Below are 13,307 nucleotides of genomic sequence, written 5' to 3'. Positions count from 1 at the left end.
GCTGATGTCATCTAGCTGATGTCATCTAAGCGGATGCGCTCCATCGGCAAGATCGACGTCTCGGCCACGCATTACGCCGTCTTCAGCGAGTCCGGCTTCGCGGCCGACCTGCTCGCGGAGGCGAGCCGCAGGGACGACGTCCATCTGGTGGATCTCGACGACCTTCACGACGAATGACCACGTCGTACGGGAGGTTTCAGGCCGCGGCGCGTTCGGCGAGGGGACGGCGGCGCAGGCTCTCCTGCTGGAGCGCCGGGGGCACGTACGCCTGGTCGAGCGTGCCGACGTCGGTGCCGGGCGGCACGATCGCGTCGATCCGGTCGAGGATGTCGTCGGTGAGCGTGACGTCGACGCCCGCGAGCAGGTCGTCGAGGTGGCTCATCGTGCGCACCCCGAGGAGGGCGCTGGTCACGCCGGGATGCGCGATGACGAAGGCCAAGGCGAGATGGGTCAGCGGCAGGCCCGCCTCCTCGGCGAGCGCGATGAACCGCTCGACGACCTCGATGCGCTGCTCGTCCTTGACGTGCGTGACGAAGCCGGCGCGGCGCAGCTCGTTCTGCCGCCCCTTGCGGACCCGTCCGGTGAGCAGTCCCTGCCCGAGCGGGCCCCACACGAGCGTGCCCATTCCGTAGCGCTGCGCGGCCGGCAGCACCTCGCGTTCGATGCCGCGGTTGAGCAGCGAGTATGCGGGCTGCTCGGTGCGGAACCGGGCCAGGCCGCGCCGCTCGGCGACCCACTGGGCCTCGACGATGTCGGACGCCGGCATGCCGGACGTCCCGATCGCGCGGACCTTCCCGCTGCGGATCAGGTCCGAGAGCGCGGAGAGCGTCTCCTCGATGTCCGTGGCAGGGTCGGGCCGGTGGATCTGATAGAGGTCGATGTGGTCGGTCTGCAGGCGGCGCAGCGAGTTCTCGACGGCGGTCATGATCCAGCGCCGCGAGGCGCCCTGCTGGTTGGGATCGTCGCCGACGGGGCGGCTGACCTTGGTCGCGAGCACGACGTTGTCCCGCCGTCCCTTGAGCGCCCTGCCCACGATCTCTTCCGAGTCGCCGTAGGCGTCGGCGGTGTCGATGAGGTTGATCCCCGCGTCCAGCGCCTTGTGGATGATGCGAACCGTGTCGTCGGGATCGGGGTTGCCGATGGACGTGGCGAACATCAGCGCGCCGAGTCCGAAGGGGCTGACCTTGATGCCGGTGCGGCCGAGCGTGCGGTAGTGCATGCGAACCATGCCTTCTTTCGTCGAAGGATGCGGGTCGTCCGTGGCTCCGGCGCGGGTCCGCCGAGCCGTTTCCCAGCCTCCGGCGGTGCGGGCGCCGGCGGGAGAGACGCCCTTATCCGGGGACAGGCCGTCCCTGGCAACGTCCGGTTTCCGGGGGCATGGTGAAGGGTGTGGACAGAACCGAACTCGCCGACTTCCTGCGCCACTGCCGCGCCCGGGTGACCCCCGCCGACGTGGGGCTGTCGCAGGGCGCGCGGCGGCGTACGCCCGGACTGCGCCGCGAGGAGGTCGCGCAGCTCGCGGGCATGTCCACCGACCACTACACGCGGCTGGAGCAGGCCAGGGGCTCGCACCCGTCCCGCCAGATGCTCGCCGCCGTCGCCCGCGCGCTGCGGCTGACCGGCGACGAACGCGACCATCTCTTCCACCTGGCCGGCGAGGAGCCGCCGCGGGACCGTACGGCCACGGAGCATGTCCGTCCCGGCCTGCTGCTCGTGCTCGACCGGCTGGTCGACACCCCCGCCCAGGTGGTGAACGACCGCGGCGACGTCCTCGCGCAGAACGCGATGGACAAGGCACTGCACGGTGACACGTCCGCCCGCCCCGAGGCGGAGCGCAACATCATCTGGCGTTACTTCACCGACCCGTCGGCGCGGGAGCTCTTCCCGCCCGAAGACCGTGACAACGCCGCCCGCACGGCGGTGGCGGATCTGCGCGCCACGGCCGCCCGCCGCCCGGGCGACGCGCGGCTGGCCGCGCTCGTACGCCGGCTCCGGGCCCGCAGCGAGGAGTTCGCGGCGCTGTGGGAGGCCCACGACGTCGCCGTACGCCGCTCCGACGTCAAGCGCTTCCTGCATCCGGTGGTCGGGCTGATGGAGCTGGACTGCGAGGTGCTGCTGAGCCCGGAGCACGACCAGCGGCTGATCGTCTACACCGCTCGCCCGGGCAGCGAGTCGTACGAGCGGCTGGAGCTGCTGCGCGTGGTCGGCCTCCAGGACCTGACCCACGGCTGAACGTCCCCGTCCCGGCGAACGGAGACGGGACGGGGACGGACGTGGGCCGTCAGGAGGCGGCGTCGATGGCGTCCTTCGTGGGCGGCTCGGCGCCGTTGACGCTCGCGCCGTCCTTGGCCGAGCCGGGGGTGCCGCCGGACAGCAGGGCGCGGGCCAGGCCCAGCCCGGTGCCGCCCAGCGTGAGCGCCTTGGCCAGCATCTCCTCGATGCCCTGCGCGCCGTTGAGCACCACCATGTGATCGACGTTGCCGAACGCCTTGGAGGCGGCCTCCACGATCTGCGGCCAGTTCTCGGCGAGCTGCTGGGCGATGACCGCCTCCTGGTTCTCGCGCAGCGCCTCGGAACGGGCCCTGATCGCGTCGGCCTCGGCCAGGCCCTTCGCCTTGGCGGCCTCCGCCTCCGCGAGACCCTTCGCCCTGGCCGCCTCTGCCTCGGCGAGACCCCGCGCCTTGGCGGCCTCCGCCTCGCCGAGACCGGTCGCCTTGGTCGCCGCCGCGGCGGCCTCACCACGCACGCGCACGGCCTCGGCGTCCGCCGCCGCCGCCTGCTTCACCTGGGACGCCTGGGCCGCGGCGCGCAGCTCGGTCTCCCTGGCCTCGGCCTCGGCCTGGGCGATGCGGGCGTCGCGCTCCGCCTGCGACAGCGTGACGGTCTCGTACGCCTTGGCGTCGGCGGGCTTGCGGACCTGCGACTGGAGCCGCTGCTCGGCGAGCTGGGCCTCCAGCTCCGCTGCCCTGGTCTCCTGGACGACGACCTCCTGCCGCGCGGTCGCCTCCGACAGCGGGCCTGCCTGCCGGGCCTTGGCCGCCGCCTGGTCCACCTCGGCCTGATAGCCGGCCTGCTGGATCTGCGACTCGCGGACGGCGGCGGCCTTCTTGGCGGCCGCGATCTGCTCGGCTTCGGTGGCCTCCTGGTCGCGCTGTGCCTCGGCGATGCGCGCCGCGGCGGCGATCTTCGCGGCGTGCGGCTTGCCGAGGTTGGTGATGTAGCCGGTCTCGTCCTCGATCTCCTGGATCTGCAGCGAGTCGACCACCAGGCCGAGCTTGCTCATCTCGTCGGCGGCGGAGCTGCGGGTCTCGCTGGTGAGCCGCTCGCGGTTGAGAATGAGATCCTCGACGGTCAGGTTGCCGATGATCGAGCGCAGGTGACCGGTGAACAGCTCGTGGATGGCGCCGTTCATCGAGTCCTGCTGGTCGAGGAAGCGCCGGGCGGCGTTCGCGATGCTGGTGAAGTCGTCGCCCACCTTGTAGATGATCACGCCGCGCACCTGGACCGGGATGCCCTGCTGGGTCACGCAGTTGACCTGCAGGTTCGTGGCCCGGCTGTCGAGCCGCAGCCGCCGGGCGGTCTGGAAGCCGGGCAGCACGGCGGTGCCCTTGCCGGTTATGATCTTGAAGCCGAGGCTGTCGGCCAGCTCGTTCTTCGTGTGGGCGCCGAGGCCCGAGATGATCAGCGCCTCGTTGGGTTCGGCCACCCGCCAGATGGCCTTGAACAGGAGAATGAGGACGATGACGGCGACAATGGCCACACCGCCCACGACCAGGATCTCCGGTGACATTGGAGCCTCCGTGTAGTGGGGGGATCAGGGAGTGGAGGAGGGGCGCGGGTCAGACGACCGCGCGAGCGACGTAGACGGTGCGCGGGGGTGAATACTCCACGACGACGACGATGGACCCCACCGGGATCTCCTCGTCCGGAATGCTCGGATAGGCGTAGAACGCCTCGACACCCCCGCGGATAGGCACCATCACCTCGCCGACAAGGCCCGGGCCGATCCTGCCCGTGACCCTGCCCTGTCTGCCGACCACCCGCGTCACCCCGTCGTTTCCACCGCTCCTGGCTGCACCGCGAATGCGCAGGTTACCCCGTATCACCGCGCCGTGACAGAGCCGAGTTCCGTTCCCGGGCCCGCCGGCTGCGCAATCCGCCCTACTTCGCACCATCACTTGACAGAACGGGAAGGCGCCGTCGGAAGTTCCGTACGCGGCCGGGGCCGGGCCCCGAATCGGAGCCCGGCCGGATGCGCCGGATGAATGCGCCGGATGAATGCGGAGGTCAGTAGCAGACCCGCATGCCCTGGGAGATCCAGTCGTAGTAGCCGCCGCCGCAGCCCAGGTGGTAGAGGTGCCGGGGACGAGCGCTCTGCCCCGCCGTACACGCCGCCCGCCGCGGTGATGGAGGCGTTCTTCACCAGGGAGAAGTGCAGGTGGGCCTCGGACGTGCCGGTGGACCCGACCAGGCCGATGATCGTGTTGTTCGTGACCGTCTGGCCGGTCCTGACGTACACGGCGCTGAGGTGGCACACGACGCTCCACCACCCGCCGCCGTGGTCGACGACGATGTACTGCCCGCAGCTCTCCCACCCGGAAGGCGCCCAACCGGCGTACCTGACCGTCCCCGCGCCACCGGGGGACAGCACCGGGTCAGTCCGTCGACCTGGTCGCCGTTGTTGATCTGGCAGGTCACGTTGAGGGCGGTGCCGTTGGGCACGTAGCGGATCACATGGTTGACGTGAGGCTCGCTCTGGATGGCGAGGCCCTGGGCGTCCGCACCGGTCACGTGATAGGTGGCCGCCTGCGCGGGAACGGCGACCCCGAGCACGCCGGCGACCAGTGCGGCGAGCAGGATCAGGCCTCTCACCGCTGCTGACGAAGCGTTCATCGTCGTCCTTTCTGCTTCCTGTGCGCCTCCTGTGGACTGAGTTCCGGTGTACGAGCGTGATCGTTGGTGCGCACCGGCCACGCCGTGGCTCGCACCAACGAAACAATCCGCGGTGCCGTCTATCGGGCCGGCGCGGCGGGCTCCCGCTTCCCGGGCCGGCGCAGCCGGGTGAACGCCCAGGAGATGTCGGGCTCCACCGCCCACCGGAAGGCCCTGCGTACGGGAGACGTGCAGAGCAGGGCCGCGAGCCCCACCCCGGAGACCGCCATGGCGGTCACGCCGAGCGGGTTGACGAGGACGTCGTGGAAGCGCTCGGCGACCTTCACGACGAACCCGTGCAGCAGGTAGGCGTACATCGTGGCGACGCCCAGTCCGGTGAACCAGGTGCGGCGGCTCGGCGCGACCGCCAGGAACGCCGCCACCAGCAGGGCTCCGGCCGCGAGCAGCGCGAGCCGGATCAGCGTGCCGGTCAGGTCGTCCACGCCGATCTGGTGGTTGGAGTGACGCCAGCGGATCCACTCCGTCGGCACGAGCCTGTGCACGGCGAACGCGGCGGCGAGCGCCGCCGCCAGGACGGCCCCGCCCGCGATCCTCGCCCGCCGCCCGCGCAGGAGGTCGAGGTGCTCCGGCGTGAGCATGAGGCCGAGCACGTAGAACGGCAGCAGGCCGAACGTGCGGTTCATCGACAACTCGTCGGGCAGGGCACTGGTGCCCGACAGCAGGCACAGCCCGACCGCGATCACCAGAGGGTGACGCAACTGCTGCCAGACCGGCGTGGACAGCCGCCACAGGAACAGCGACATCAGGAACCAGGTCAGGTAGTACGGGTCGAGCAGGCTGATCTCGAGCTTGCCGTACAGGAAGTAGCGGGGCAGCGAATAGGCCACCTCGAAGATGACGTACGGCACCGCGAGGCCGCTGATGAGCTTGCGCGCCTTACCAGGAGAAAACGTGAAATTTCGGGACAAATAGCCGCTGACGACGATGAAGAGCGGCATGTGGAAGAGGTAGACGAAGAAGTAGAGCGCATGCGCCGCGGGAACGTCCCGCAGGTCCTCGACGAGATGCCCGGAAACGACCAGCACGATGGCCAGGAACTTGGCGTTGTCCAGCAGCGGGTCACGAGCGGCGGACCTTCCGGCCGGGCGGACGGGGGCGATCACGGTCATGCGCCCGGACCCTAGTCACCGTCCGTGAGCACCGGCGCAACCGCGGGCGAACAGTCCCCGAACTCTTCCCGCGCCCGTCCGCACCCCGCCATCCCCGCCATCCCCGCCATCCCCGTCACCCCCGCCCTGCGCCACCACCCGGACCCGGCCCGCCGGGTCGGGCGGTCCGATAGCGGGTGGCGAAGCCGGACGCTCTGGCCGCCGAAGGCGGCGAGTTCCGCCCGGAAGCGACTCCAGGGTGCGGAGGCGGCAGGGTGAACAGCCGGACGCCCCGTCTTCCTGGTCTTCCCGCGACCGGCGATACAGGCGGGAGCCCTATGAGGCGGCCAGGCCGGTGGCGGCGAGGCTCGCGTCCCACAGTGCGGCGGCGAGGGCGGGGTCGGACATCCTTTCCGGCACCCGCGCGGGAGCGTTCTTGACGAAGTACCGGCCCGGGTGATCGACCCCGTCGGGGTGGGTGGCGAGATGGACGATGCGCTCGGCCCCGGCCTCCGGCGGCTCGCCCATGCCCGGCAGGAGCCACACCAGCTTCATGAAGAACGTGCCCTCGGCGAACGAGGTCTTGAGCACGCCGGGGTGGAGGCACGTGGCGGCCAGGCCCCTCTCGGCGAGCGACACGGTGAACAGCGCGTTGGCCTGCTTGGTGTCGCCGTACTGCAGCCAGCCGTTCCAGCGCCGCCGCTCCCTCGACAGGTCGGCCGGGTCGATGCGGCCCGACTTCCCGGCCCGGGACGAGGTGGTGACGACCCTGGCGGAGGACGCCGTGAGCCGGTCGAGGAGCAGGTTAGTCAGCAGGAACGGCGCCAGGTGGTTGACCTGGATCATCATCTCGTTGCCGTCCACGGTGGTCCGGCGGTCGGGCGTCATCACGCCGGCGTTGTTGATCAGCACGTCGATGCGCTCGTAGCGCGCGAGCAGGTCCGCGGCGAGCCGGCGCACCTGATCGAGGGAGGAGAAGTCCGCGACGAGCGTGTCCGGACGGCTTCCGCCGGCCTGCTCCGCGCGGTCCGCGACGGCGCGGAGCTTCTCCGGGGTGCGTCCGACGAGCACGATTTGGTGACCTCGCCGGGCGAGATCAAGGGCAGACGCTGCACCGATTCCGGCACCTGCCCCAGTGATTACAGTAATCATCAGTTCCTCCCACTGCGCCAGAACTGTATCGGTGCTAGCCTTCTGTGCGATCTTCCGGAGGTGCATTCCCCCATAAATGCGGCGCGAGCCTCCAGCAATGCAGGAGTGGCCATGGGTTCGAGAAACCGGTCGATTCGGTTCAAGATCTTCTTGTTGCTGCTCCTGCCATTGCTCATGTTGAGTGCTATGTGGGGGTTTGCCCTAAAGCTCACGGTCGGGGACGGCCTCGTCCTCCTGCACTCCAAGACGCTGTACGACACCATCGGAGTCACCTCCACCGACCTCGGCACCCAGATCCAGGCCGAGCGCGCGCTGACCGCCGGCGTCCTCAGCAGCGGCCGCACGACGTCGGCCGCGCTCACCGCCCAGCAGGCCAAGACCACCGCCGCCGCGGAGAAGTTCAAGAAGTCCGCCGCCGACGAGGCCACCCGCGACGCCATGAGCGAGGAGCTCGAGGCGCCCCTGAAGTCCCTGCTGTCCTCCCTCGAACGCCTCCCCACGATCCGGGAGGGCGTCTCGCTCGGCAGGTCCGACCGGCTGACCACGATCACCGCGTACAACGCGATCATGGACGACCTGTTCGCGCTCTACGAGCGGCTCGTCTCGGTGCCCGACCTGACCACCTTCCAGCAGGCCAGCGCCATGCAGGGGATGGGCAACGCGCACGAGATGATCACTCGTGAGGACGCCCTCGTGCGCGGCGCGCTCGCCAGCGGCACGATGACGGCCGACGAGCAGAACGCCTTCAGCGAGTGGGTCGCCACCCGGCGGTTCCTCTACAGCAAGAACCGGCCCATCCTCAGCGGTGAGATGCGGGCGCCGTACGAGCAGGTGCTCACCTCGCCGCTGTTCGACCGGTTCACCGCCCTGGAGAACGAGATCGTCAACCAGGTGCGCTCCGGCGGCCCGCTCCCGGCGGACGCCGAGAAGTGGTCGCCGACCGTCGACCAGCTGATCCTCCGGCTCGACTCGGCCCGGGTGAAGGCCTCGGACGCGCTCAGCGGCTCCGCCACCACGGTCGCCACCGGGATCATGCTCCGCATCCTGATCGCCGGCGGGCTCGGTCTCGTGGTGATCATCGCCACGATCATCTTCTCCGTACGGTTCGGCCGCCGGCTCGCCCGCGACCTCGCCGGCCTGCGCGACGCCGCGCTCGAACTCGCCCTCGTACGGCTGCCGCAGGTCGTCGGCAAGCTGCGGCGGGGCGAGGACGTGGACGTCGAGACCGAGGCGCCCCCGATCAAGGCGACGGGGTCCAACGAGGTCGAGGACGTCGCGCGGGCGTTCAGCTCCGTCCAGCGCACGGCGGTGGAGGCCGCGGTCGGCCAGGCCGCGCTCCGCCGCGGCGTCAGCCAGGTCTTCCTCAACCTGGCCCGCCGCAACCAGACCCTGCTGCACCGCCAGCTCACGCTCCTCGACACGATGCAGCGCCGCACCGAGGACCCGGAGAGCCTGGAGGACCTCTTCCGGCTCGACCACCTGACCACCCGCATGCGCCGCCACGCGGAGAGCCTGATCATCCTGTCCGGCTCCGTGCCCGGACGGGCGTGGCGCAAGCCGGTGCCGTTGATCGACGTGGTCCGCGCCGCGATCTCCGAGGTCGAGGACTACACCCGCATCACGATGGCCCCGATGCCGGAGATCGCCATCGCCGGTGCGACCGTGGCCGACGTGGTGCACCTGATCGCCGAGCTGCTGGAGAACGCCACGATCTTCTCGCCTCCGCAGACCAGGGTGGAGGTGCGCGCGGAGGTCGTCGCCAACGGGCTCGCGGTGGAGGTCGAGGACCGTGGTCTCGGCCTGGCGCCCGAGGAGTACGACGAGATCAACCGGCGTCTGGCCGACCCGCCGGAGTTCGACCTGGCGGACAGCGACCGGCTCGGGCTCTTCGTCGTCGGCCAGCTCGCCGCCCGGCACGAGATCGGGGTGGTCCTGCGCGGTTCGCCGTACGGCGGGACGACGGCGATCGTGCTCATGCCCCGGTCCCTGGTGGTGGACGAGGGCTCGCCCGCGGCGCTGGCGGGCCCGCCCTCGCGCGGCTCCCACGCGAAGCCCGCGCTGGCCGCCGGCGGCAGCGACACCGACATTTCGCTCAGCGACACGCTCCAGGCCGATCTCGGGCTGCGCGGCTCCGCCCCCACCGGAGAGCCCCGCGAGGTCCGTACGCTCGTCGGGGAGGTCGCGAAGGACGTTCCCGACGACGCTCCCGCATCGGGTGACGCTTCCGGGAAGACGGGCGACCGGGAGGAGCGCACGGGCGCGTCCGAGCCGTCCCCGTTCTTCACGCCGGCCGCCCTGCGGACCGACGCGGTGCCCTCCGCCGCGCGCGACGACCTCTCCCCGCGGCCCAACGGCTCCGGCCCCACCCCCGCACCGGCCGCCGAGCCCGCGACCGCCGCCGCCGGGGTGGGCGCGAACGGCCTGGCGCAGCGGACGAGCAGGCAGCGGGCCAGGGGCCCCGTCTCCAACGGCACCCACGCCGGCCTGCCGCGCCGGGTCCGTCAGGCCAACATCGCCCCGCAGCTTCGCGCCCAGTCGCAGGAGACCGGTCCGCAGACGCCGCCGCTGTCCGCCCCGACCGTGGAGGAGCGGTCACCGGAGGAGGCCAGGGCGATGTTCAGCGCCTTCCAGCGCGGCGCGCTGCGAGGCCGGGAGGACTCCGATCAGCCGGGTGGGGCCGCACCCGGTGATCACGCACACAACACGCACGGCGAGAAGGGTGACGAATGACCGGCAAAGCGACGTCGACCGGCGAACTGAACTGGCTGCTCGACGATCTCATCAGCAGGGTCGCCGCCGTCCGCCAGGCGGTGATCCTCTCCACCGACGGTCTCGTCGTTGGAGCCTCCCAGGGGCTGAGCCGGGAGGACGCGGAGCACCTGTCCGCGGTCGCCGCCGGGTTCCAGAGCCTGGCGCGAGGCGCGGGACGCCACTTCGGCGGGGGCGAGGTCAGGCAGACCATCGTGGAGATGGAGGCCGCGTTCCTGTTCGTCACGGCCGCCGGCCAGGGCACCTGCCTGGCCGTGCTGGCCGCCTCCGACGCCGACGTCGGGCACATCGCTTACGAGATGGCGATGCTGGTCAAGCGGGTGGGGCAGCACATCTCCACCAACCCGCGGCGGATCTCCCCATGAGATTGGTGGCCACATGACGGGACCCCAGTGGATGGACGAGGAGGCCGGGCCGTTGGTCCGGCCCTACGCGCTGACGGGGGGCCGGGCACGGCACTCCGGGGCCAAGCTCGACCTGATCACCATGGTGACCACCAAGGGCTCACCGAGGGACGTCCCCGGCATTGGCCCCGAGCAGCGGCGGATCCTCGATATCGCGCGCAGAGGCGCGTCGGTGGCGGACATCGCATCCGACATCGACCTGCCGCTGGGCGTGGTCCGCGTCCTGATCGGGGATCTGCACGACCTCGGACTCGTCGACGTACGGGCTCCGGGCAAGGTGGCGCCGCTGCCAAGCGAGCGCATTCTCAAGGAAGTGATCAATGGCCTTCGCGCCCTCTGAGGAGCCGGTCGCCCTCAAGATATTGGTGGCCGGCGGCTTCGGCGTCGGCAAGACCACGCTGGTCGGCGCGATCAGCGAGATTCGCCCCCTGCGCACCGAGGAGGTGCTGTCCGATCGCGGCGTCGGCGTCGACGACACCGACGGCGTGGAAGGCAAGACGACCACGACGGTGGCCATGGACTTCGGCCGCATCACCATCAGGGAAGGGCTCGTGGTCTACCTGTTCGGCACCCCCGGACAGGAACGGTTCTGGTTCATGTGGGACGAGCTGTCCTACGGCGCGCTCGGGGCCGTCGTGCTGGCCGACACCCGCAGGCTGACCGACTGCTTTCCGTCGATCGACTACTTCGAGCAGCGCGGCACGCCGTTCATCGTCGCGGTCAACTGCTTCGACGGCGCCGAGCAGCACGAGCCCGAGGACGTGCGGATCGCCCTCGACCTCGACCCGGACGTCCCCGTCCTGCTCTGCGACGTACGGCGCCGCGCCTCGGCCAAGGTCGTGCTCGTCACGCTCGTGGAGCACGCGCTCAAGATGCTGACGGCGGCCCAGCGCTAGCACCGGGCCCACCCCCGTCAATGTTGGACTGACCACTCCGTACGCGCCGGCGGGCGGTGCTCCCGTCCGTCAGCCGTCGTCGATGACGAGCGCTCCGGCTCTCACCAGTGGCGGGCCTCCTGCACCAGCCGGTCTCGGACGAGGGTGACCTGGCGGCGTACGGATGCGCCCGCCCGTTGCGCGAGGAAGCCGGTGTTGATGGGCGGGTCGTCCGGGTCGAGGAGCAGGACGAGCTCGCCGCTGTCGAGCTCGCCGGCGCACAGGTAGCGCGGCAGCACGGTGACTCCGGCTCCGGCGACGACGGCCGCCAGCACACCGCGCAGATCGGGCACGGTCACCGCGGGCGACCTGGTCAGGCGCGTACGGAAGACGTGGCGCCAATATCGGCGGAGGATGGGCACGTCCTCGGCGTAGGCGACCAGCGGGGCGTCGTTCAGGGCGCCGGGATCATCGCAGGCGACGGGGCCGATCCGGTCCGCCCAGGCGGGCGCGGCCACCAGCACGAACTCCTCGTCCATGAGCGGTGTGGCCACCACGGTGCGGCCCCTCGGCCGGATCGCCGAGAAGACCAGGTCGAAACGCCCCGCGCGCAGGCCTTCCAGCAGGTCGTCGGCCAGCCCGGCCGTGACGCGCAGCCGCAGGCCCTGCTCGACCAGCGGTGCCAGGGCGGGCAGCACCCGGACGCTCAGCATCTCGGCCGGACCCCCGAGATGCACCGGCTCGGAGGACTCCCCGCCCAGGCGTCCTCGTCCGGCCACCACCGCCAGCTCGTCCAGCGGGCCCGCGACCTGTGCGGCCAGCTCGTCGGCCACCGACGTGGCGGCCACTCCTCGCGGCAGCCGTTCGAACAACTGGCGATCGAGCTGCTCCTCCAGCGTGCGCACCTGACTCGTCACGGTCGGCTGCGACAGCCCGAGCAGTGCGGCGGCCGCGGTGAAGGAGCCGGCGCGATAGACGGCGAGGAAGGTCCGCAGCAGCATCAGATCCAGGGGCCCGCCCGCCGCCCGGTCTCCCGACGCATAGGCGTTCCTATGGCTCATGCAGCGAATGCTATTGGTTCTCTGATGCCTGAGCCGCCTACGATCCAGCTCGTTCCCTCGCCGACGGGCCGCAGGGCGTCGTCGGCTCACCTCACCCTCGCCTTGAGCGAGGACTCCGGAAAGAGCACGAGTAATGGCGAAGATCCTTTTTGTGATGACCGGTGCGCGCCACCTGACGCTGGCCGACGGGACCGAGCATCCGACCGGCTTCTGGGCCGAGGAGTTCGCGGCTCCCTACCTGGCGTTCACCGAGGCCGGGCACGAGGTGGTCGTCGCCACCCCCGGCGGCGTCGTGCCCCCGGTCGACCAGGCGAGCCTCGCCCCCGAGGTCAACGGCGGCCAGGAGGGCGCGGACGCGATGGCAGCCACGCTCCGGTCCGCCGCGGAGCTCCAGAACCCGATCGCGCTGGAGAGCGTCGATCCGGCCGAGTATGCCGCGGTGTTCTACCCCGGCGGGCACGGCCCGATGGAGGATCTGGCGGCCGATCCGCACTCGGCTCGCCTGCTGACCGACGTCATGGCCGCGGGCACGCCGGTGGCCCTGGTCTGCCACGGCCTGGCCGCCCTCCTGGCCACCGAGGGTCCGGACGGCGCCTCGCCCTTCACCGGCTATGAGATCACCGGCTTCACCAGGGCGGAGGAGACCCTGGCCGGGCTCGCCGACCGGGTGAAGTGGGTCCTGGAGGACCGGCTGGTCGCCCTGGGCGTGCGGTTCTCCGCAGGCGAGCCCTGGGCGCCCGTCGTGGTCGTCGACCGCAACGTCCTCACCGGGCAGAACCCCGCCTCCTCCGCCCCGCTGGCCGCCGAACTGCTCAAGACCCTCGGCTGATCGGGGCGGGCACCGGAGCGACGTCCGCCGCGATCGGCCGCCGTCTGCGGGCCCATGGCCTGGGGGGAAGGCCGGCCGTGCCACGACGACGCCTGGGCGGCGGCCAGGGGCCTCGACTGGCGCCCGTACGCCGAGCGCCTGCGCGACCTGCTCGGCGATCCGTGATCCCCGCAGGT

The 13,307-nt window shown here is 71.2% G+C and carries 15 protein-coding genes; 8 read left to right on the top strand and 7 right to left on the bottom strand.

What is annotated here, in order from left to right:
- Nucleotides 1–18: 18 nt before the first annotated feature.
- A complete protein-coding gene (locus OHB01_RS12025; RefSeq protein WP_168066120.1) occupies nt 19–177 on the top strand; it encodes a hypothetical protein in 159 nt (52 codons plus the stop codon).
- A gap of 19 nt (nt 178–196) precedes the next feature.
- Here the strand turns inward: OHB01_RS12025 and OHB01_RS12020 are convergent, their stop codons facing one another.
- Nucleotides 197–1,228, bottom strand: coding sequence for an aldo/keto reductase (locus OHB01_RS12020; RefSeq protein WP_328855347.1), 1,032 nt, complete (start codon nt 1,226–1,228; stop codon nt 197–199).
- A gap of 161 nt (nt 1,229–1,389) precedes the next feature.
- Here OHB01_RS12020 and OHB01_RS12015 point away from each other — a divergent pair, with 161 nt between their 5' ends.
- Entirely contained in the window at nt 1,390–2,232 is an 843-nt protein-coding gene (locus OHB01_RS12015; protein WP_185949003.1) for a helix-turn-helix transcriptional regulator, read from the top strand.
- 49 nt (nt 2,233–2,281) lie between these two features.
- Here the strand turns inward: OHB01_RS12015 and OHB01_RS12010 are convergent, their stop codons facing one another.
- The 3 genes from OHB01_RS12010 to OHB01_RS12000 form a co-directional block, all read right to left on the bottom strand.
- On the bottom strand, nt 2,282–3,790 hold the full coding sequence (locus tag OHB01_RS12010; protein WP_147942888.1) for an SPFH domain-containing protein: 1,509 nt from the start codon (nt 3,788–3,790) through the stop codon (nt 2,282–2,284).
- 49 nt (nt 3,791–3,839) lie between these two features.
- The gene (locus OHB01_RS12005; protein WP_030507699.1) at nt 3,840–4,040 is read right to left on the bottom strand and encodes a hypothetical protein; all 201 of its coding nucleotides are present in this window, start codon (nt 4,038–4,040) and stop codon (nt 3,840–3,842) included.
- A gap of 134 nt (nt 4,041–4,174) precedes the next feature.
- Entirely contained in the window at nt 4,175–4,651 is a 477-nt protein-coding gene (locus OHB01_RS12000) for a M23 family metallopeptidase (protein ID WP_328855346.1), read from the bottom strand.
- Between the two features lie 92 nt (nt 4,652–4,743).
- Here OHB01_RS12000 and OHB01_RS11995 point away from each other — a divergent pair, with 92 nt between their 5' ends.
- On the top strand, nt 4,744–4,881 hold the full coding sequence (locus OHB01_RS11995; protein WP_168066116.1) for a hypothetical protein: 138 nt from the start codon (nt 4,744–4,746) through the stop codon (nt 4,879–4,881).
- A 131-nt stretch (nt 4,882–5,012) separates the two neighbouring features.
- Here the strand turns inward: OHB01_RS11995 and OHB01_RS11990 are convergent, their stop codons facing one another.
- Nucleotides 5,013–6,062 carry an acyltransferase family protein gene (locus OHB01_RS11990; protein WP_142649007.1) on the bottom strand — a complete coding sequence of 350 codons (1,050 nt, stop codon included), beginning with the start codon at nt 6,060–6,062 and terminating at the stop codon, nt 5,013–5,015.
- 315 nt (nt 6,063–6,377) lie between these two features.
- Nucleotides 6,378–7,193: an SDR family NAD(P)-dependent oxidoreductase gene (locus OHB01_RS11985; protein WP_142649006.1), complete on the bottom strand. Its 816-nt coding sequence runs from the start codon at nt 7,191–7,193 to the stop codon at nt 6,378–6,380.
- Nucleotides 7,194–7,379: 186 nt separating this feature from the next.
- On the opposite strand from OHB01_RS11985, the gene OHB01_RS11980 reads away from it, so the two are divergent.
- Genes OHB01_RS11980 through OHB01_RS11965 form a run of 4 tightly spaced genes read left to right on the top strand, consistent with a single transcriptional unit; the run spans nt 7,380 to nt 11,262 of the window.
- Nucleotides 7,380–9,923, top strand: coding sequence for a nitrate- and nitrite sensing domain-containing protein (locus OHB01_RS11980; protein ID WP_168066114.1), 2,544 nt, complete (start codon nt 7,380–7,382; stop codon nt 9,921–9,923).
- On the top strand, nt 9,920–10,327 hold the full coding sequence (locus OHB01_RS11975) for a roadblock/LC7 domain-containing protein (protein ID WP_030507694.1): 408 nt from the start codon (nt 9,920–9,922) through the stop codon (nt 10,325–10,327). Before OHB01_RS11980 ends, OHB01_RS11975 begins: the two co-directional genes overlap by 4 nt.
- Before the next feature lie 13 nt (nt 10,328–10,340).
- Nucleotides 10,341–10,706: a DUF742 domain-containing protein gene (locus tag OHB01_RS11970; RefSeq protein WP_142615892.1), complete on the top strand. Its 366-nt coding sequence runs from the start codon at nt 10,341–10,343 to the stop codon at nt 10,704–10,706.
- Nucleotides 10,687–11,262, top strand: coding sequence for a GTP-binding protein (locus OHB01_RS11965; protein WP_142615891.1), 576 nt, complete (start codon nt 10,687–10,689; stop codon nt 11,260–11,262). Before OHB01_RS11970 ends, OHB01_RS11965 begins: the two co-directional genes overlap by 20 nt.
- Nucleotides 11,263–11,363: 101 nt before the next feature.
- On the opposite strand, the gene OHB01_RS11960 is transcribed toward OHB01_RS11965, so the two are convergent.
- Nucleotides 11,364–12,302 carry a LysR family transcriptional regulator gene (locus tag OHB01_RS11960; protein WP_142649004.1) on the bottom strand — a complete coding sequence of 313 codons (939 nt, stop codon included), beginning with the start codon at nt 12,300–12,302 and terminating at the stop codon, nt 11,364–11,366.
- Between the two features lie 133 nt (nt 12,303–12,435).
- On the opposite strand from OHB01_RS11960, the gene OHB01_RS11955 reads away from it, so the two are divergent.
- Nucleotides 12,436–13,131, top strand: a complete 696-nt coding sequence (locus tag OHB01_RS11955; RefSeq protein WP_328855345.1) for a type 1 glutamine amidotransferase domain-containing protein — start codon at nt 12,436–12,438, stop codon at nt 13,129–13,131.
- Nucleotides 13,132–13,307 lie beyond the last annotated feature (176 nt).

The sequence above is a fragment of the Microbispora hainanensis genome (assembly GCF_036186745.1).
GTDB lineage: Bacteria > Actinomycetota > Actinomycetes > Streptosporangiales > Streptosporangiaceae > Microbispora.
The sequence above is the reverse complement of the archived record's forward strand: the minus strand, read 5'-3'. Positions and strand labels throughout refer to the sequence as shown.